The 19,103-nt window shown below is 69.0% G+C and carries 19 protein-coding genes and 1 pseudogene; 9 read left to right on the top strand and 11 right to left on the bottom strand.

Annotation, left to right across the window (positions count from 1 at the left end; all coding sequences use genetic code 11):
- A pseudogene (locus ACI3KS_RS18190) lies at positions 1–124 on the top strand (IS5/IS1182 family transposase); the annotation flags it as partial.
- A gap of 65 nt (positions 125–189) precedes the next feature.
- Here ACI3KS_RS18190 and ACI3KS_RS18185 read toward each other — a convergent pair.
- Entirely contained in the window at positions 190–1,296 is a 1,107-nt protein-coding gene (locus tag ACI3KS_RS18185; RefSeq protein WP_404919948.1) for a hypothetical protein, read from the bottom strand.
- A 78-nt stretch (positions 1,297–1,374) separates the two neighbouring features.
- On the opposite strand from ACI3KS_RS18185, the gene ACI3KS_RS18180 reads away from it, so the two are divergent.
- The 3 genes from ACI3KS_RS18180 to ACI3KS_RS18170 are packed head-to-tail and all read left to right on the top strand — an operon-like array spanning position 1,375 to position 3,124.
- A complete protein-coding gene (locus ACI3KS_RS18180) occupies positions 1,375–2,037 on the top strand; it encodes a hypothetical protein (protein ID WP_404919947.1) in 663 nt (220 codons plus the stop codon).
- Positions 2,034–2,591, top strand: a complete 558-nt coding sequence (locus ACI3KS_RS18175) for a hypothetical protein (protein WP_404919946.1) — start codon at positions 2,034–2,036, stop codon at positions 2,589–2,591. Before ACI3KS_RS18180 ends, ACI3KS_RS18175 begins: the two co-directional genes overlap by 4 nt.
- Entirely contained in the window at positions 2,588–3,124 is a 537-nt protein-coding gene (locus ACI3KS_RS18170) for a hypothetical protein (protein ID WP_404919945.1), read from the top strand. The genes ACI3KS_RS18175 and ACI3KS_RS18170 overlap by 4 nt, the downstream gene beginning before the upstream one ends.
- Here ACI3KS_RS18170 and ACI3KS_RS18165 read toward each other — a convergent pair.
- Together ACI3KS_RS18165 and ACI3KS_RS18160 are read right to left on the bottom strand one after the other, a co-directional pair.
- Positions 3,010–4,440 carry a hypothetical protein gene (locus ACI3KS_RS18165; protein WP_404919944.1) on the bottom strand — a complete coding sequence of 477 codons (1,431 nt, stop codon included), beginning with the start codon at positions 4,438–4,440 and terminating at the stop codon, positions 3,010–3,012. The two genes, ACI3KS_RS18170 and ACI3KS_RS18165, sit on opposite strands and share 115 nt — an antisense overlap.
- Before the next feature lie 33 nt (positions 4,441–4,473).
- Entirely contained in the window at positions 4,474–5,034 is a 561-nt protein-coding gene (locus ACI3KS_RS18160; RefSeq protein WP_404919943.1) for an acyl-CoA thioesterase, read from the bottom strand.
- Positions 5,035–5,164: 130 nt separating this feature from the next.
- On the opposite strand from ACI3KS_RS18160, the gene ACI3KS_RS18155 reads away from it, so the two are divergent.
- Entirely contained in the window at positions 5,165–5,671 is a 507-nt protein-coding gene (locus ACI3KS_RS18155) for a GNAT family N-acetyltransferase (RefSeq protein WP_404919942.1), read from the top strand.
- Positions 5,672–5,776: 105 nt separating this feature from the next.
- Here ACI3KS_RS18155 and ACI3KS_RS18150 read toward each other — a convergent pair whose 3' ends face one another.
- The 3 genes from ACI3KS_RS18150 to ACI3KS_RS18140 are packed head-to-tail and all read right to left on the bottom strand — an operon-like array spanning position 5,777 to position 9,019.
- Positions 5,777–7,264 (bottom strand): cytochrome b/b6 domain-containing protein, encoded by a 1,488-nt coding sequence (locus ACI3KS_RS18150; protein ID WP_404919941.1) that lies wholly within the window; start codon positions 7,262–7,264, stop codon positions 5,777–5,779.
- Between the two features lie 2 nt (positions 7,265–7,266).
- Positions 7,267–8,241, bottom strand: a complete 975-nt coding sequence (locus tag ACI3KS_RS18145) for an electron transfer flavoprotein subunit alpha/FixB family protein (RefSeq protein ID WP_404919940.1) — start codon at positions 8,239–8,241, stop codon at positions 7,267–7,269.
- Position 8,242: 1 nt separating this feature from the next.
- Positions 8,243–9,019, bottom strand: a complete 777-nt coding sequence (locus ACI3KS_RS18140) for an electron transfer flavoprotein subunit beta/FixA family protein (protein WP_404919939.1) — start codon at positions 9,017–9,019, stop codon at positions 8,243–8,245.
- A 101-nt stretch (positions 9,020–9,120) separates the two neighbouring features.
- On the opposite strand from ACI3KS_RS18140, the gene ACI3KS_RS18135 reads away from it, so the two are divergent.
- The 3 genes from ACI3KS_RS18135 to ACI3KS_RS18125 are packed head-to-tail and all read left to right on the top strand — an operon-like array spanning position 9,121 to position 10,581.
- Positions 9,121–9,657, top strand: coding sequence for a MarR family winged helix-turn-helix transcriptional regulator (locus ACI3KS_RS18135; protein ID WP_404919938.1), 537 nt, complete (start codon positions 9,121–9,123; stop codon positions 9,655–9,657).
- A gap of 13 nt (positions 9,658–9,670) precedes the next feature.
- Positions 9,671–10,141 (top strand): SRPBCC family protein, encoded by a 471-nt coding sequence (locus tag ACI3KS_RS18130; RefSeq protein WP_404919937.1) that lies wholly within the window; start codon positions 9,671–9,673, stop codon positions 10,139–10,141.
- Positions 10,138–10,581 (top strand): YdeI/OmpD-associated family protein, encoded by a 444-nt coding sequence (locus tag ACI3KS_RS18125; RefSeq protein ID WP_404919936.1) that lies wholly within the window; start codon positions 10,138–10,140, stop codon positions 10,579–10,581. Before ACI3KS_RS18130 ends, ACI3KS_RS18125 begins: the two co-directional genes overlap by 4 nt.
- A gap of 13 nt (positions 10,582–10,594) precedes the next feature.
- Here the strand turns inward: ACI3KS_RS18125 and ACI3KS_RS18120 are convergent, their stop codons facing one another.
- The 4 genes from ACI3KS_RS18120 to ACI3KS_RS18105 all read right to left on the bottom strand — a co-directional run bounded on the left by ACI3KS_RS18120 (position 10,595) and on the right by ACI3KS_RS18105 (position 15,191).
- Positions 10,595–11,371, bottom strand: coding sequence for an enoyl-CoA hydratase-related protein (locus ACI3KS_RS18120; RefSeq protein ID WP_404919950.1), 777 nt, complete (start codon positions 11,369–11,371; stop codon positions 10,595–10,597).
- Between the two features lie 199 nt (positions 11,372–11,570).
- A complete protein-coding gene (gene mmsB / locus ACI3KS_RS18115) occupies positions 11,571–12,458 on the bottom strand; it encodes a 3-hydroxyisobutyrate dehydrogenase (protein ID WP_404919935.1) in 888 nt (295 codons plus the stop codon).
- Entirely contained in the window at positions 12,455–13,621 is a 1,167-nt protein-coding gene (locus ACI3KS_RS18110; RefSeq protein WP_404919949.1) for an acyl-CoA dehydrogenase family protein, read from the bottom strand. The genes mmsB and ACI3KS_RS18110 overlap by 4 nt, the downstream gene beginning before the upstream one ends.
- A gap of 43 nt (positions 13,622–13,664) precedes the next feature.
- Positions 13,665–15,191, bottom strand: a complete 1,527-nt coding sequence (locus tag ACI3KS_RS18105; protein WP_404919934.1) for a CoA-acylating methylmalonate-semialdehyde dehydrogenase — start codon at positions 15,189–15,191, stop codon at positions 13,665–13,667.
- 237 nt (positions 15,192–15,428) lie between these two features.
- Here ACI3KS_RS18105 and ACI3KS_RS18100 point away from each other — a divergent pair, with 237 nt between their 5' ends.
- Positions 15,429–18,236, top strand: a complete 2,808-nt coding sequence (locus tag ACI3KS_RS18100; RefSeq protein ID WP_404919933.1) for an immune inhibitor A domain-containing protein — start codon at positions 15,429–15,431, stop codon at positions 18,234–18,236.
- A gap of 75 nt (positions 18,237–18,311) precedes the next feature.
- Here ACI3KS_RS18100 and ACI3KS_RS18095 read toward each other — a convergent pair whose 3' ends face one another.
- Positions 18,312–18,758: a hypothetical protein gene (locus ACI3KS_RS18095; RefSeq protein WP_404919932.1), complete on the bottom strand. Its 447-nt coding sequence runs from the start codon at positions 18,756–18,758 to the stop codon at positions 18,312–18,314.
- Positions 18,759–19,103: the final 345 nt, after the last annotated feature.

Here is a 19,103-nt window from a genome sequence, read left to right as displayed (position 1 = left end):
CTGCCGACTCAAGCAATGGCGAGGCCTGGCAACGCGATACGACAAACTCGCCATCGTCTACCGAGCCGCCGTCGTCCTCAACGCCGTCATCGCCTGGCTACACCATTTAGGAGACACGCCCTAGGTGTGCGAAAGCCCTTTGCCGGGGAGCGCGGTGCCGTGTGCGGCTCCGCGCGGACGCGGTTCTCGCTACTTCCACTCCCAGGTGTCGAGCACCTGCTGCACCTGCTCCTCGCCGTTGGCGTAGGGCGTCGTCACCGAGATGAGGAACGCCGAGACATCTCCGCTCGCGGTCGCGTAGGGCTCGGGCACCAGCACGGTGATGAACACGCGGGTCTGCGTGTCGGCGGCGTTGCTGTCGATGCGCGTGACGTTGGCGGGCAGTCCGCCGATCGTCGTCCCCTCGTGCAGGGAGAGCACCTCGCCCTGCTGGGAGAAGTAGTTCTGGCCGGTCTCGATGCCGTCGATGAAGGCGTCGACGTCGCCGCCGGCGGAGACCAGCGCCGAGTTCGTCGACAGCACAGGGTCGACCTGGATCTGTCCGGCGACGATTCCCGCCCCGGTCGGCACGAACACATCGCCCTCCCACTCGCCCCACAGCTCGAGCGCTCCGTTGCACGCATCGGCGTTCGTCTGCGAGATGTTGTTGACGAAGTACTCCGGCCCGTCATAGGTCCAGCACGGGGTGTCGATGACCTGGCCGGAGACGGTCGAGTAGAGCTCCTCGTCACCGGGCGTCGCGGCATCCGGTTCGTCGGACTCCTGCGTCTGGGAGTCGGAGGAGGACACGGAGTCGGAGTCCGACGAGCTCAGCACGATGAGCGGCAGCACCAGGATCAGGAACGTCGTCACGATGCTGACGAGCGCACCGAAGGCCCCGAGCAGGAGTCCCGCCCAGCCGAGGCCTCGGCGTACGGGGCGGCGCACGGCGAGGATGCCGAGAACGACGCCGGTGATGCCGAGCACGATGCCGACGATCGGCACGAGCCCGAGCACGAAGGCCGCGATGCCGAGGATGAGGGCGGCGATCGCGAGGCCACCGCCCTGTGTCGGCGGGCGGTACCCCGCAGCCGGGTAGCTCATGCCGGCATAGGTGCCGCCGGGCAGCGGCTGCTGCGGGGCGCCCGCCGGCGGGCCGTATCCGGGTTGCGGAGAGGGCGAGTGCGGGGCGGACCCCGGCTGCGGGAAGGGCGATTGCGGGGCGTATCCGGGCTGCGGATAGGCGGAGGGCGGAACGGATGCCGGGGGCGGCGTGTTCGGCGTCTGGTTCTGCGGTGCCTGCGGGTCGTCGGACATGAGCGCTCCCTCCCTGCCGCGTGCTCCCGCGGCGATCGCTTCCTCGATGGTACGCGAGGGGCGTCCTATGCTGTCTGCGTGGAGGAGCGAGCGAACGGGGTGGCGCAGTCGTCGCCCGAGCCCGCGCTCCCCTTCTCGCGACGGCTGCCTCGGATGCTCGCCGCACTGGGTCTCGTCGCCGCGCTCTCCGCCGGGATCGGCGCCATCGCGGCGGCCGGCGGGCTGGAGACCGTCGCCGCCGATGAACCGGAACGGTATGGCATCGGCGAGACCTTCGTCAGCTCGCAGCTGTCGATCGACGTCGACCGCATCGCGGTCGTCGATGAGCTGCCGGGCACCGGCGCCTTCCCCGACGAGGATGCGGGGGAACGCGTGCTCGCCGTGCTCGTCGAGGTGACCAATCTCGATGTCGAGCCCCGCAACGCCTCGGGCACCGGCGGACTCGGCACCGCACGCCTCGAGGGGCGACCCGACGATGCCCCCGGCGTCTCGGTCTACGGCGACGCCGATTTCAGCCCGGTCGCGCTGCAGCCCGACCTTCCCACTCGCATCCTGCTGACCTGGGTGGTCGCGGCCGACGAGATCGGGGACGCCGACGTGCAGCTGATCCTGCCCGAGGCAGTGAAGAGCGACAGCACGCTCTTCCGCGGCGAGAGCTACTGGAGCGACACCTCGTCGACGGTCGTGATCTCCGGCGAGGCCGAGGACCTCGGCGCCGGCCGAGGGGACGGCTCGCTGTGAAGACCGTGCTCCGGTGGGCGCTCGCCGCGATGCTCGTGGCCGCGGCCTGGGCCGTGACCCTGGTCGCGCCGAGCGACGATGCCGGACGCGATGCCTTCGTCACCCCGATGGCCGCGGGCGAACGCGGCGCGGGCCGGAACATCGCGGCGACCGTCACCGACGTGCGGATCGCGGACGCCGTGGCCGCGGCGGACGGATGGACCGCCGAGGGGAACTGGCTCGTCGTCGATCTGGATGCCGAGGCCGTGGTCGATCAGCCGAGCGGCTACCTGCGGGGAGCCGTGCTCCTCATCGGGGATCGCACCTTCAGCGCGAGCACGCGTGGTCCGGATGAGATGACGCTCCTCGATGCGCAGCTGGTGCCCGGTGTGCCCATGTCCGGCAGCCTGATGTTCGAGCTGCCCGACGACGCGCTGCAGAGCGCTGGAGTCCTGCGGCTGTCGGCGTCGACGACGTCGTGGGGCGACACGGTCCTCGAGCTGCCGATCGACCTCACCGCAGCACCGCGTCTCGATGAGATCGACGTCGCCGACAGAGAGTGGACGAACCCGTGACGCGCTCGTGGTGGCGGCGGAACGCGGTGGCGCTGATCGCTCTCGCCGTGCTCGTGCCGGGCGCGGCCGCGGCGATCGGGTGGCGCGAGTGGGCAGCGACCTACGAGGTGTCGTCGCAGTACGTGCACCCCGTGACGCCGCAGGGCGATGCCGACACCGTGGAGTTCGGCGGAGCGACCTGGGGTCCGGTGACCTCGGGCTTCTTCACCGAGGCCGACGGTCTGCCGATCCCGGACGGCACACGGGTGGTCGCGGTGAAGGTCCCCGTACGCAACGACGATGCGGATGCTCCCGTCGGATGTTCCTCCCCGGTCCTGGTCGACCAATCGACGGGAACGCGGTGGAGCGAGATGTCGGTGGCGCTCGACCTCGACTACGACCCGGACGCCCCGACCCTGTGCGCCTCGGATTCGTCCTCCTACGAGATGCTGGTGCCGTTCATCGTGCCCGACGACGTGGACGGACCGTTCTGGATCGACGTCGCCCCGTACAGCGAGGGGCCCGGCTTCGTCAGGTTCTCGATCGCGCCCTGACCCCGGAAGGCATCCGCTCTCGCAGCCGCTGCGGCCTCGGCGGCGTTCAGTCCCGCGTCCGGCCCGGCAGCCCGGTCCGTCTCCGGCGCAGCATCCGTCTCCGGCGCAGCATCCGTCTCCACGACCTGCAGGGCGGAGTCGTAGGTGCCCGCGATCAGTGCCACCCTGATCGGCTCGACGAGCAGCAGCGGGACCAGTCCGAGCACGACCGAGATCGCGCTCCAGAAGGCACCGTCATGCGGCCCGAGCAGGCGCACGAGTCCGAGGCCCACGGTCGTCTCGAGTGCCTTCACCACCGCGTAGAACAGGATGTAGGCGCCGATGATCAGCGGACCCGATCGCCACAGCAGCAGGAAGGCCGCTCCGACCGATCCGAATCGCGAGCGGAACTCCGAGGTGAGCGCATCGACCCGCTGGCGCACGGCCTCGGGCACCCTCCCGGCCCGCGCCTTCGCACGTTCCAGCATCCGACTCTGCACCCGCAGTCGGTCGGCGGCGATCGTCTGCCCGTAGATGACGCCGACGATCGCGAACCACACGAGCGGCTCGACGATCACCCGTCCACCGTCGGCGAACAGGGCCTCGCCCCCGCGCAGGATCCAGTCGAGCGGACCGAGCTGCGCCGCGATCCACCCGCGCGCGTCGGTCAGCCAGGCGACCGCCGCCCTCGTCTCGATCCAGTCCACGCCGACAGCCACGGCCTGGGAGACCAGCAGGAGGGAGAAGAACACCCAGACGACCTCGAGGTAGAGGGCGGCGAGCGCGAGCATCCGCGGCAGCCGATCTCCCCAGCGCCGCCAGGCCCAGGGACCCGCGATGGCGATCACGATGACCAGCAGCGTCCAGGGGGTGAAGACGAGGTTCAGCACCGTGTCATCACCGGCGGTCTCATCGCCGGCGAGAGAGGCCTCGACGGTCTGCGCGATGCTGACGTCGAGCGCCCGCTGTGCGTACTCCACGATGTCGGTGCGCAGCTCGTTCTGCAGCGTGTAGACCGCGAAGAAGGGCAGCACGCTGGCCAGCAGCGCCGAGACGAAGTCCTCCCTGCGCTCCCGCGGCGTGGCGGGCAGCGGCGCGACCTCCTGCATCCGGCGGAGTCCGTCGCGGATCACGAGGAACATCCCGACGAAGCCGATCAACCGGGCGAGCACCGCGAGCGGGAGGATCAGCAGCCCCACCGTGGCGGTGTGGCCGCCGACGAACCCGGCCAGTTCGATCAGCAGATGACGCAGGAGCATACCGCCGAGGAACCACGCGAGCAGGGCGGGCCAGTGCATCCGCAGCACGCGGCCCGTCGCAGACAGCATCTCCAGCACGCCCCAAAACTACCCCGGCACGCGCCGGCGGCGTCAGCCCCAGACGCTCGGCGCGCTGGTGCGTGCAGGCGGCAGGGCGGATGCCGTGGCCCAGTCGTGCACCCAGTCGTCGATCTCCGTGAGCCCATCGGGCTTGCCGACCGCGGCGAACAGCTCCTCGTTGCTGACCGTGCCGCCCGTGCGGCGCAGCATCCGGGATCGCACGATCACCCGTGCGTAGATCTCGCCGTCGACCACCGCCCGGTGCTCGAGGAAGACGGCTTTGTCGTCGTGCCCGATGAACCGGGACTCGACATCGAACCGCTGCCAGAGCTGCAGCGAGCGACGGAACGTCACGGTCTCGCTCGACACGACGGCGTACCAGCCGCGCTCCTTCATGGCGTCGAACAGCCCGGTGCGGATCAGCAGGTCCCACCGGCCGAGGTCGAACAGCGACAGGTACCTGCCGTTGTTCATGTGCCGGAGGATGTCGATGTCGCTGGGGAGCGTGGTCAGCCTGACCGTGCTGACGGACGACGGGTCGATGAGGCCGTCGCGGCGGACACGGCGGCGGGCGCCGAGGATCGTGAGAAGGGTGCGCCAGATGACATTCACGAGGAGAAACAGTAGTGAGCGGTGCACGAATCCCGAAAGTCGTTGTGGAGATCCTCCAGGTGCGTCGTGGCCCGCGTGCGCGGCATCCGCTCGATTTCCTCTCGCCCGCCGCCGCGCGTAGAGTCGCGGCATGAGCGTCGAAGCCCTGCCCGAAGTCATCGTCCGTCCGGTCCGTGATGTGGATGCGGAGGCTCTAGGTCGCGTGCACGCGCAGTGCTGGCACGAGACCTACGACCACCTGATCAGCAAGGCGGCGCTGGAGAAGATCTCGCCCCGTCGTATGGCAGAACTCTGGACGCACTGGGCCGCGCAGGGCCCGGAGTTCAAGATGAGCGCGGCTCTCGTCGATGGCGAGATCGTCGGCTTCGCGGGCTCTGGTCCGGCCCGCGACAAGGACGCCCCCGCGTTCCGCGAGCTCTACTTCATCTACCTGCTCGACGCCTACCACGGCACCGGCACCGGCCAGAAGCTGTTCGACGCCGCAGTGGAGAAGGACGAGCCGCTGTACCTGTGGGTCGCGGAGGACAACCCCCGTGCGCACCGCTTCTACACGCGCAACGGTTTCACGCTCGACGGCGCAACGCACACCGAACCCTTCCTCGGCGAGACGCTGACCGAGGTGCGCTTCACGCGCTGAGTCCTTCGCCGGGCTCTCGCCGAGGCCCCTGTTCATCGCCGACGCCCCCGCTCATTCGCGTGAATGAGCGGGGGCGTCGGCGCTCAGCGGGGGCGTTGACGGCGCTCAGCGCCCCGAGACGTTGCCGAACACCCGGGCGATCGGCGCGATCACGAGCGGGCGGGCGGCCGCCCAGCCGATCGCGATCACCACGACGGATGCCGCGAACACCCAGAATCCCGTCCACGAGACCGCGTCGGACGAGGCGAACATGTGGTTGAGGTTGCGCAGGAAGCCGGTGAGGAACACCAGCGCCACGTGCGCGATGATGAACGCCACGAAGTAGAGCATCACGGGGAAGTGCACCTTGCGCGCCCACTCGATCGGGTAGGCCCTCGACAGCTTCTCGGCCTTCTTCGGCCACAGGCCCGACATCCGGAAGCCGGTGATCGCCGCGAGAGGTGCGGCGAGGAACACGGTCGCGAAGTACGCCAGCTGCTGCAGGCTGTTGTAGTTCGCCCACCCGTGCTCGGTCGGCCAGTCGAACGACACGTACTGCAGCGCCGCCGACAGCGCGTTCGGGAAGACCTCCCAGCTCGTCGGCACGATGCGCACCCAGTGCCCGGTGACGAACAGCAGCGCGATGAAGATCACGCCGTTGAGCAGCCAGAGGATGTCGAGAGCCTGGTGGAACCAGATCGTCAGGCTGACCTTGCCCTTCGGGTTGTTCCTCGGCGTCCAGAACGCGGTCGGACGCTTCTCGCTGCGGATGCGGAGGCCTGAGCGGATGATCAGCACCATCAGGAACATGTTGAAGAAGTGCTGCCAGCCGATCCACGGCGCGAAGCCCGGCTCGACGGAGATCGCCGGCGCGTACTCGCCGGGATAGGTCGTGAGGAAGTCCTGCAGGGGCTCGGTCGCGAGCACGGCGCGCACGAGCGCGACAGCGGCTGCTGCCAGGACGGCGAGACCCGCGGCGCCGAAAAGCGCGGTGATCACCTGCGTCCACGGCGGACGACGAACGGATGCCGGGGCTTCGACGCCGTGTCGGGGAGCTCGGCCGTGCCAGACCGTGGGCTTCCAGGCCAGCGGGGTGCTGACATCCACTGTCGTCTCGGATCCAGGGGCTGCTTCGGCGTGGGTGCCTGAGCCTGCTCCGACCTGGGCGACCGAGCCTGCCGAAGGGCCACTTTCGGGGGACACTTCGGCAGGCTCATCGACCCGCATGGTCGAAGGCCCTGCGGGAGTCGTTCCTTCCGGAGGCCACGGCTCACCACCCCGCACGCGCGGCAGTCCGCGCCGCACCGCGCCGCGGGCGGATGCCGTGGCGGGAGCATCCGCTTCTCCGGGCGCCGGCACCACCTGGGGGGCCGACACGCCAGTCGCAGGATGCTCAGCCTCGTGTGGTCCGCCATCTGGCGTGTCGGCCCCCGAAGTGAGGGGGCCGGATGCCGCCACGGCGACCGCAGGAGCACCTGCGGCGGCTCCCGAAGCGGCGGCTGCGTCGCCCCCGGAAGCTGCGGCGGACGCGGCAGTCACCGCTGCGTCGGCGGGAGGCCACGGCTCGCCGCCGGGCACGCGGGGAAGGCCCCGACGCAGCATCCGCGTGGCCACGGTTACTTCTTCCGTGCCTCGAGCGCCGCGATCAGCTGCGGCACGACCGTGAACAGGTCGCCGACGATGCCGAAGTCGGCGACGTCGAAGATCGGCGCCTCGGGATCCTTGTTGATCGCGACGATCGTCTTCGACGTCTGCATGCCGGCGCGGTGCTGGATCGCGCCGCTGATCCCGAGCGCGACGTACAGCTGCGGCGACACCGAGACCCCCGTCTGCCCGACCTGGTGCGACTGCGGGATGTATCCGGCATCCACCGCGGCGCGTGAGGCGCCGACCGCGGCCCCGAGCGCGTCGGCGAGCTGTTCGACGAGCACGAACTTCTCCTTCGAGGCGAGCCCACGGCCGCCCGAGACGACCCGCGCGGCACCGCGCAACTCCGGACGCGAGGAGGCCTGCTCGACCGCCTCGACCGGACCGGCGGATGCGGCGACGCCGCTCACAGGGAACGGCCCGGTCGCGGCGGCGAACACCGTGTCGTCGACCGCTTCGGCGCGCGCCTCGACCGCACCCTGGCGCACCGTGATCACCGGCGCACCGAATGTCGGGGCCGAGTCGACGAGGTAGGCCCCGCCATAGACCGAGTGGTGCGCGACCACGCCCTCGTCGTCGCGCGACACGCCGACCGCATCCACCGCGAGTGCGAGCTTCGCGCGAACGGCGAATCGTCCGGCCACGTCGCGACCTGCGATCGAGTTCGAGATGAGCACGGCATCCGGCTGCACGCTCTCGTACGCCCGCTGCAGCGCGTCGACGACCGGCACGGTGAGCAGCGAGGCGTCGCCCTCCTCCGAGATCACGGTCGCAGCGCCGAAGGACGCGACCTGGGCCGCGGCATCCGGCCCTCCGCCGACGACCAGCGCGATCGGGGTGCCGATCGCGGATGCGGCGCCGATCAGCGCGGCGGTGCTCGATGCCGGAGCACCCGACGGGTCGACGTCGACGAGCACGAGGATCGGGTTCACGTTGTCCGCCATGTCACACCAGCCTGTTCTGCACGAGGTACTCGACGAGCTTCTCGGCGGCATCGCCCTCGTCGACGATCTTGACGCCCGCCGCCCGCGGGGGCTTCTCGGACACGGCGGTCATGATCGACCGCGGCGCGAGCGACGGGTCGGCCGAGACACCGAGGTCATCGAGCGTCAGCACCTCGAGCGGCTTCTTCTTCGCCGCCATGATGCCCTTGAAGTTCGGGAAGCGCGCATCGGGCAGCGCCTCGGTGATCGAGATGACGGCGGGGAGGGATGCCGACACGGGCTGGGCTCCGGCGTCGGCACCGCGCGTGCCGCTGACGGTCGTCTCCGAGATCTCCACCGCGGTCAGCGCGGTGACCTGCGACCAGCCGAGATGCTCGGCGATCATCGCGGGGATCACTCCCCCCGAACCGTCGGTCGACAGGTTGCCGGTGATCACCAGGTCGGGTTCACCGCGGCGGATCGTCGCCGCGAGGACCTCAGCGGTGAGGCTCAGATCGGCCCCGGCGAGCTGCTCGTCGGCGATGTGCACGGCCGAGTGCGCCCCGATCGCGAGCGCTCTGCGCATCGAGGCGGTCGCTCCCTCCGGCGCCATGGTGACCGCCACGACCTCGGTGTCCTCGTTCTTGTCCGCGTGGCTCAGCGCCACCTCGAGGGCACGCTCGGTGATCTCGTCGAGCACGACATCACCCGCGCCTCGGTCGGCGAGACCGGTCTCGAGGTCGAGCGTGCGATCGCCATAGGTGTCGGGCACCTCTTTGACCAGGACGAAGATCTTCATCGATTGCTCCTCACGACTGGCTCGATCCTACCCCGGTGACACGCAGTCCCACGGTGTCTGCAACTGAGACTCAGCAGCATCCGATGCCCTAGCGTAGATCCGTGGCCCATTCCCGTCCCCTGCCCGTTGATCCGCTCGCCGAGGCGAAACGGCAATGGGTGGCGCACGGATGGACGGATGCTGCAGAGGGCATGACCGTCGTCACCTCGGTCATGCGCGCGCAGCAGCTGCTGCTGGCCCGCGTCGACTCGACGCTGCGCCCGTTCTCGCTCACCTTCGCGCGCTACGAGGTGCTGCGACTGCTGGCCTTCAGCCGCGCAGGCCGCCTGCCACTGTCCAGCGTCGTCGCACGTCTGCAGGTGCACGCGACGACGATCACGAGCACGGCGGAACGGCTGGTCCGCGACGGACTCGTCGTGCGCGAGCCGCACCCCCACGACAGGCGCGCGGCGCTCCTCTCCCTCACCGACGCGGGGCGTGCGCTCGTCGACAGGGCGACGGATGCTCTCAACGACGCGGTGTTCCGCGACCCCGGCCTCAGCTCCGACGACGCCGCCGAGCTCGTCGCGATCGTCGCCCGCATGCGCAAGGCCGCCGGGGACTTCTCCGATCCTCGCCCCCAGCCCGACCCGCTCTGATCTTCCTTCGGACATGGCGCAGTTCGCACTCGAGACGGTGATCGCGGCCGCACCGGCCGCGGTGTTCGCCGCCTCGCTCGATCCCGAACTGCACGTGCGGTCGATGGCCGAGCACGGCGAGACCATGGTCGAGGCGCCGGGGGGAGGCGTGTTCCGCGAGGGTTCGACGGTGACCTGGCGGGCTCGGCACTTCGGCATCGCGTTCCGACTCCAGTCGGTCGTGTTCGACATCGACCCTCCGCGTGGCTTCCGAGACCGCCAGGTCCGGGGGCCGTTCGCCTCGTTCCTGCACGAGCACGAGTTCTCGGAGCATCCGCAGGGCACGCTCATGCGCGACGTCGTCACGTTCCGCTCGCCGTTCGGTCCGCTGGGCCGCCTCGTCGACGCGCTTTTCCTGCGCGAGTACATGCGCCGATTGATCGCGGCACGCAATCGCACGATCGTGGCCGAGCTGGAGAGCCCCGGGCGTACTCTGTCGCCATGACCGAACTCCGTCTGCACACCGTTCTCGCCGGCCGCGGCCCCGCCGCAGCGATCATCCTCACCGACGAGCAGGTCGAGTCGTTCGGCGCGGGCAAGGCATTCCCCGTCGCCGTGACGATCGGCGATCGCACCGCGCGTCTGCGCCTCGCACGCATGGGCGGGCAGAACATGATCGGCTTCAGCAAGGCGGTGCGGGCCGAGCTCGGCGTCGAGATCGACCAGGAGGTCGACGCCGTGATCCGGGTGGATGCCGGAGAGCGCACGGTCGACGAGCCAGCGGAGCTCACCGCGGCGCTCGACGCCGACCCGGCGCTGCGCACCGCGTTCGACGCGCTCGCCTACTCGCACCGCAAGGAGCACGCCCGCTCCGTGGCCGAGGCCAAGCAGGAGGCCACTCGCGAGCGGCGCATCGCCAAGGTGGTCGAGGCGCTGCGCGCCTGAGCGGCGTTCACGACTAGCGGTTCCGGAAGTCGGGCTGCCGCTTCTCGCGGAACGCGGCCATGCCCTCCTTCTGGTCCTCGGTGTCGAACAGCGCGGCGAAGGCCTGCTTCTCGTGCGCGAGGCCGTCGGCGAGACCGGTCTCCAGAGCCGTGTCGAGCGCGCGCTTGGCGGCGTAGAGCGAAGGCAGCGACTTCGAAGCGATCGTCGTGGCGAGCTTCTCGGCCTCGGCGAGCAGCTCGGATGCCGGCACCACACGCGAGGCCAGGCCGATGCGCTCGGCCTCCTCTGCGCTGATGATGCGGCCCGAGAGCACGATCTCGGCCGCCTTGTAGTAGCCCACGGCCCGGATCAGGCGCTGGGTGCCGCCCATCCCGGGGATCACGCCGAGATTGATCTCGGGCTGGCCGAACTTCGCGGTGTCGGCGGCGAGGATGATGTCGCACATCATCGCCAGCTCGCACCCTCCGCCGAGGGCGAACCCGGCGACCGCCGCGATCACCGGGGTACGCACCGCGGCGAAGTCGTTCCAGCCGCCGAAGTGGTCCGTCGACAGCATCTCGGATGCCGTCATCCCCTCCATCTCCTTGATGTCGGCCCCCGCGGCGAAGGCCTTCTCGGAGCCGGTGACGACGATCGCGCCGACCCCCTCATCCGCGTCGAACGCGCGGGCCGCGGCGGTGACCTCTTCGGAGACCCGACTGTTGAGGGCGTTCAGCGCCTGCGGGCGGTTCAGGGTGATCCAGCCGACGCGTCCGCGCTGCTCGACCAGGATCGTCTCGTACTCGGTCATGGGTGCCTCTCCGTCGTCGGTCATCTTCAGTATCGCTGTTCCTCTCATCTCTTCGTTTCGGTCGTTGAGCGAGGGAGCGCAGCGACCGAGACGAAACGTCTACCGCCCACGACGTTCCGTCTCGCGAAGACCCGCGCTGAGCGAGCGCAGCGAGTCGAAGTGTCGCTCAACGGCCGAACATCGACAACGACCGCTGGGGTCACACGAGCCCGTCGCGGATGTCGGTGATGATGCCGGAGAAGTCCCGCCCCGCACCATCGCCGTCCGCGAAGGCGGCGTACAGCTGCTGCGCGAGTCTTCCCATGCGAGCATCCGTCCCGGTCTGCTCGATCGCCTGCAGCGCGAGCCCGAGGTCCTTCGCCATGAGCGCGCCGGCGAACCCCGGCTGATAGTCGCAGTTGGCGGGGCTCGTCGGCACCGGCCCGGGCACCGGGCAGTTGGTCGTGAGCGACCAGCACTGTCCCGACGCCTGCGAGACCACGTCGAACAGAGCCTGATGCTCCAGCCCCAGCCGCTCCCCCAGCACGAACGCCTCGGCGACCGCTATCTGCGACACGGCGAGCACCATGTTGTTGCACACCTTCGCGGCCTGTCCGAGCCCCGGCCCGCCGCAGTGCACGATCCGCCGCCCCATCACCTCGAGCAGCGGCAGCGCCGCCTCGTAGTCCTCCTCGGCTCCTCCGACCATGAACGCCAGCGTGCCGTTCTCGGCGCCGACCACTCCTCCCGACACCGGGGCGTCGATGTTCCGATGCCCCGCGGCGAGCGCGAGCTCGTGGGCGTTGCGCGCCTCGTCGACCGCGATCGTCGACGACTCGATGAAGAGCGTCCCCGGACGCGCGGCGGCGAGCAGCTCGTCCCGATAGGCGGCGAGCACATGCCGCCCCGCGGGGAACATCGTGATGACGACGTCCGCATTCGTGACGGCATCCGCCCCGTTCGCCATCACCGGGACGCCGGCGGCCGTCGCCGCTTCGACCGCGGCGGGCACCGGGTCGAAGCCGCGCACCTCGTGACCTGCCGCCACGAGGTTCCGCGCCATCGGAAGGCCCATGTGCCCGAGTCCGAGGAAGGCCACGACGGTCATGATGCGCTCCGCATCGACGCAGACCCCGCCGGCCGCAGCATCTCGCGGCCGACGATCAACCGCATGATCTCGTTCGTGCCCTCGAGGATCTGATGCACCCGCAGATCGCGCACCACTTTCTCGATGCCGTAGTCCTGCAGGTACCCGTACCCGCCGTGCAGCTGCAGCGCGCGGTTCGCGACCTCGAATCCGGCATCCGTCGCGAAGCGCTTAGCCATCGCACAGCGCATGGTCGCGTCGGGAGCCTTGTCGTCGACGGCCTGCGCGCCGTCGCGGACCATCAAGCGCGCCGCCTGCAACTCGGTGCGCATGTCGGCGACCTGGAACAGGATCGACTGCTTCTCGGCCAGCGGCTCACCGAAGGCGACTCTCTCGTGCACGTACTGCACGGCCTTGTCGAGCGCCCATTGCGCGCCGCCCAGCGAGCAGGCCGCGATGTTGAGCCGGCCGCCGTTCAGGGCCGACATCGCGATCGCGAATCCCCGTCCCTCCGTGCCCAGCAGAGCGGATGCCGGTACCCGCACACCATCGAAGATCACCTGCCGCGTCGGCTGCGCGTGCCAGCCCATCTTCTTCTCGAGCGCACCGAAGCTCAGCCCCTCGGCGTCTCCCGGGACGAGGAACGCGCTGATGCCGCGGGCGCCCGGCACGCCGGTGCGGGCCATGACGACGTAGACCCCCGCCTCACCTGCACCCGAGATGAATTGCTTCACACCGGTGAGCAGGTAGTCGTCGCCGTCGCGGATCGCGCTCGTGGAGAGGTTCGCGGCATCCGAACCCACGCCCGGTTCGGTGAGGCAGTACCCGCCGAACTGCTCCATCGAAGCCAGCGCCGGAACCCACCGGGAGCGCTGCTCATCGTCGCCGTAAGTGTCGATCATCCAGGCGACCATGTTGTGGATCGAGATGTAGGCGGCGACCGCCGGATCGCCCTTCGCGAGCTCTTCGAAGATCGCGACCGTATCGGTGCGACTGAGCCCGGTGCCGCCGAACTCCTCGCGCACGTAGATGCCGCCGAGTCCGAGCTCACCCGCGCGATGCAGCGTGTCTCGCGGGAACAGGTGCTTCTCATCGCGTTCGAGGGCCAGCGGCGCGAGCTCGACGTCGGCGAACTCGCGAACAGCACCGAGGATCGCCTCTCGTTCCTCGGCGGTCACTGTCATGGTGGTCATGGTGACTCCTTTGGGTATCTGAGCCTGTCGAAGGTCAGTGCATGGTGGGGATGACGAAGCTGGCGCCCTGCTCTGCGACAGGTTCCGTGCCCGCGTGACGGATGCCGGACGGCCAGCGCGACGTGACCGTCTTGGTCTTCGTGTAGAAGCGGAAGGCGTCGGCGCCGTGCTGATTGAGGTCCCCGAAGCCCGAGCGCTTCCAGCCGCCGAACGTGTAGTACGCGATCGGCACCGGGATCGGCACGTTCACCCCGACCATGCCCACGTCGACGCGGGCGGCGAAGTCTCTGGCGGCGTCGCCGTCGCGCGTGAAGATCGCGACGCCGTTGCCGAACTCGTGCTCCGAGGCCATCCGCAGCGCCTCCTCGTAGTCTGCGGCGCGAGCGATCACGAGAACCGGGCCGAAGATCTCCTCGCGGTAGATCGCCATCTCGTTCGTCACGTGGTCGAACAGGGTCGGCCCGAGATAGAAGCCGTCCTCGTGACCGGGCACCATGAACCCCCGGCCGTCGGCGAGGAGGACCGCTCCGTCGTCGATGCCCTGTTGGATGTACCCCTCGACACGCTCGACCGCCGCGCGGGAGACCAGCGGTCCGTAGTCGACGTCCGCGGCGAGCGCCGGCCCGACCCGCAGTTGCCCGACCCGCTCGACGAGTTTCGCTGCGAGAGCATCCGCCGTCTGCTGCCCGACGGGCACGGCGACCGAGATCGCCATGCATCGCTCGCCCGCCGACCCGTACCCTGCCCCGATCAGCGCGTCGACGGCCTGATCGAGGTCTGCATCGGGCATGACGATCATGTGGTTCTTCGCGCCGCCGAAGCACTGCGCCCGCTTGCCGTGAGCCGCCGCGGTCGCGTAGATGTACTCGGCGATGGGCGTCGAGCCGACGAAGCCGACGGCGCGGATCCGCTCGTCGGTCAACAGGGCGTCGACCGCCTCCTTGTCGCCATGGACGACGTTCAGCACGCCTGCGGGGAGCCCCGCCTCGAGGAACAACTCGGCCAGGCGCACCGGCACCGAGGGGTCGCGTTCGCTGGGCTTGAGCACGACGGCATTGCCGGCGGCGAGTGCGGGACCCGCCTTCCACAGCGGGATCATCGCGGGGAAGTTGAAGGGCGTGATCGCGGCGACCACGCCGAGCGGCTGCCGCATCGAGTACACGTCGATTCCCGCACCGGCCCCCGTGGAATACTCGCCCTTCAGCAGGTGCGGTGCCCCTGCTGCGAACTCGATCACCTCGAGTCCGCGCTGGATGTCGCCCTTCGCGTCGTCGACGGTCTTGCCGTGCTCGCTCGCGAGAAGCTCGGCGAGGGACTGCATCTCGCGCTGCGCGAGTTCGAGGAAGCGCAGCAGCACGCGGGCGCGCTTCTGCGGGTTGGTCGCCGCCCACTCCGGTTGGGCGGCTTCGGCGACGTCGATCACTCGCTGGACATCGGATGCCGACGCCAGCGGCACCTGCGCCTGCACGGCGCCTGTGCTGGGGTCTAACACTTCGGCCATCCGACCGGCATCCGGAGTCAGAAGCGATCCGCCAACGAAATGAGGAATCGTTCGGGTCATTGTGCGCCGTCCCTTCACGTCGTTGTGGGCACAATGCGATGATACTTTGCTCTCCGTTCATTTACTATGGCGTCCTACTATCTGTCGCTAGACGAAAGTCCAGCGGTCATATATCCCCATGGGACTCTTCCGCTGCCGCGGTCTCAGGGGTAGACCTTTTACCGGTACGTCCGATCGGCGTACATCCATCGCATCGAGACGATGACCCTTCGCCTCGATACGCGCGAAAGGAAGAACATGTCTCAACGGACAGCTCGGACACGACGACGTGTCCTGGCAACGACGACGGCGCTCGCCCTGGCGACGACCGGTCTGGTGACGTTCGGTTCCGGCTCGGCATCCGCGACGCCGCCCGATGCAGATGCCGCTCCCGCCCCCGCGGTGATCGGCGCCGACGAGTACTACATGAACTACGTGTCGCCGAGAGCCGAAGGCGCGTTCGACTCCTCGGACGACTCGGCGATCACTCCCGGCAGCGCCCGCAACCCGTTCGGCGGGTCTGCACTGGAGCACGCGAACGACTACGACAAGAAGTTCGCACAGGGCAACCCGATGGCCGCCAAACAGCTGGCGAAGCTCGAGGCCCAGTCGATCAAATCGGGCAAGAGTCCGAGATCCCTGAAGAAGTCGAAGACGACCCAGCAGGCCAAGCTGCTCACGATCCTCGTCGAGTTCGACGGAACCGACGACTTCTCGGACGTCTACGTTCCCACCGAGTTCGGCGCCACCACCTGCATGCCCGGCGGCGTGCAGGGACCGACCCTGCACAACAACATCCCGAACCCTGCCGACGCCGCGCAGCCCGACAACAACAGCATGTGGGTGCCGGACTTCTCCTCGGAGCACTACAACAAGATGCTGTTCTCGGAGGACGGCATCACTCAGCGGGTGCGGACGGATCTGACCGGCCCCGACGGGCAGCCGGGCTTCGACATCTCCGGCTACACGATGAAGAACATGTACGAGGAGATGTCCCGCGGCGCCTACTCCCTCTCCGGGGAGGCGACCGCATGGGTCTCGGTGCCGCACTCCGAGGGCTACTACGGCGCGACGGTGTGCCACCTGAACGAGGACGGCGTCTACGAAGCCGGCCCGATGCAGGACCAGCAGGGGCACCCGGACAACCCGCTCGGCCCCGGCCAGCTGCCGATCGACGCCGTGGCCGCCGTGGCCGCCGCGAACCCCGACTTCCCGTGGGCCGACTACGACATCGAGGATCAGGGCGACCGCGACGGCGACGGCAACGTCTACGAGCCCGACGGCGTCATCGACCACGTCGTGCTCGTGCATGCCGGTGAGGACAAGTCGGGCGGCGGCGGCAAGGAGGGCACGTACGCCATCTGGGCGCATTCCTCGGCCGTGGCCGGCGGGGCCGTCATCCCCGGCACCGACTACAAGATCTCGAACTACATCGTGCAACCGGAGGACTCGGGCGTCGGTGTGTTCGCTCACGAGTACGGTCACGATCTGGGTCTTCCCGACCTGTACGACACGTCGAACGCCGGCAACTCCGACATCGACTTCTGGGATCTGATGAGCTCGGGCTCGCACTCCGGTCCCATCTTCCAGTCCCTGCCGACGCACATGGGCATCTGGGACAAGTGGGTGCTCGGCTGGGTGGATCCGCAGGTCGTGAACCCCGGCGACGGGACGTCGACCATCAAGGTCGGCCAGACGTCGCGTCCGCAGAAGGGCACGAAGGACGGCATCAAGATCAACCTTCCCGACAAGAAGATCGTCCTCGCTGAACCTCACAGCGGCGGGGAGATGTGGTACTCCGGTGCCGACCATAGCTGGGCCGACGTACGGCTGACGCGGTCCATCGATTCGGTGCCGACCGATGCGAAGTTCTGGATGTGGAACGACTACGTCATCGAGGACGACTGGGACTACGGATTCGTCGAGGTCTCGACCGACGGCGGCAACACCTGGACCGAGCAGAAGGTCTACGACGAGGCAGGCTCCCTGGTCTCGACGGATGACGGCTACTCCGACCCGAACGGCCGCATGAAGGACTTCGGCGGCAAGAAATACGGGCTCACCGGTTCGACCGACGGATGGCGCCACGACTACGTCGACCTCTCGGCGTACGCGGGTCAGAGCATCCAGATCCGACTCCGCCAGGCGACGGACGCCGCCTTCGAGGAGCGCGGCTGGTTCTCGGACGACTTCGCTCTGACGAGCGCGGGCGCCGAGGTGTGGACCGACGACGTCGAGGCCGGCGACAACGGGTGGACCGCGACGGTGGCGAGCTGGACCGACACGACGGGCTCCGGCTGGCACCGCGACAGCGGCACGCAGGTGAAAGCGCAGTACTACCTGGTCGAGTGGCGCAATTACGACGGATTCGACGAAGGCCTGAAGTACGGCTACACCACGGTGTACTCGGCCGAGGGCTGGAAGGTCGAGAAGGTCCCGTACAACGCACCCGGCGCTCTGGTCTGGTACCGCGACACCGCGTACGGCACCTCGAACCAGGTCACGTCGAACCTGACGAACCTGCCGAGTTACGGGGCCAAGGGCGGCCTGCTGCTCGTCGACAGTCACTTCGATCCGCTGCGCCGCACCGGCGCCGAGGCCGCACTCGACCCGACGCTCCTCAAGAACGTCTCGAGTCGCGCGCAGTCGTCGAACGCCGCGTTCGGGCTGGTGCCGACCGCGTCGTTCAAGGACTGCCTCGTGGACGCCTCCCTCAGCAACGAGGCGTGCACGACCTTCACCCCGCAGGCACCGGTGAGCACGTTCACCGACAACCAGGGGTGGGTCGCCGGCATCGAGGTGCGCGACGGTCAGCTGCTGAACCGTCTGCGCGACGCCTCGGTGGTCGTTCCTTCGGTAGGCGGTGCGCCGTATACGACCCGCGTGGTGAACCCTGACGGTTCTCCCGCGACGGACGTCTACGGACTCGACCTCGGGTTCACGGTGCTCGGCACCGGCAACCCGGCGGACTCGGGTGTGGGCTACGGCACCGTGGTCACCGTGAAGAAGTCGATGCAGAACAACACAGCTGCATTGATCACGGTCACGGCGCCCCGCGCCGGCTGATCTCCCGCGCATGACCATTCTCGGGTGAGATCGAAGGCGCCGGTTCCGACGGAAGTCGGGGCCGGCGCCTTTTCATCAGGCGATATCGGAGAGCTGGAGCTCTCGCACCCCTGTGCCGTGCAGAACGAACTGGGCGCGCAGCGGCACGTCGAGCTCGGTTGCGGCGTCGAGCATCGCCCGGGCCCACAGGCGGTCGTCGGCCCCCACCGCGCTCGAGCCGAGCCGCTCCCAGACGAGCACCACCGCCTCGTTGCCGGTCACCTCCCGGAGCATGCCGATGCGATGCATGAGCAGCGACCCATGATCGATCTCGCCGAGATCATCTGTTCGCGTCCGCTCCGTCGGGTCGGGTGGGTAGTCGTCCATCGGTATCAGCGGGTCGCCGAGGCAGCCGCGGTCATCGATGAACAGGAGCCACAGGCGGCGCCCGCTCGCTCTGTCGAGTAGCGTCTCGATCAGCGTGCGAAGCTCCTCCGTGGTCTTGAGCGGGCGGTCTTTCAGCGAACGCGTGGAGTCTGTCATGCCCCCGATCCTGAGGCATCTCCGCGAGCACGCTTCCCGGAATTCCGCGGGCTGGGGACAACTCCTCGGCGTCCGCCCACCTGTGCACGAACAGTCGCACGCTGCGATGAGAGAGAAGCCCCACGCGCCGAGTTCACGTGCACTCGACGCCTCCAGCACCCCGCCCGCGAGGCAGCACACGCTCTCCCTTGCACCGAGCACGCCTCGCGCCGAGCAAGCCCTGCGCCGACTTCACGTGCACTCGCCGACTGCACGACATCATCACGTCAATAAACCGTGCACTCGCCGACTTCACGTGCACTCGATGCCGCAGCACCGCGCTACCCCGTACCCCGCACCCCGCAC

It is taken from the genome of Microbacterium sp. ZW T5_45 (assembly GCF_044987415.1).
GTDB lineage: Bacteria > Actinomycetota > Actinomycetes > Actinomycetales > Microbacteriaceae > Microbacterium.
Note: the sequence above shows the minus strand (reverse complement) of the source record. Positions and strands in the feature narration are given on the sequence as shown.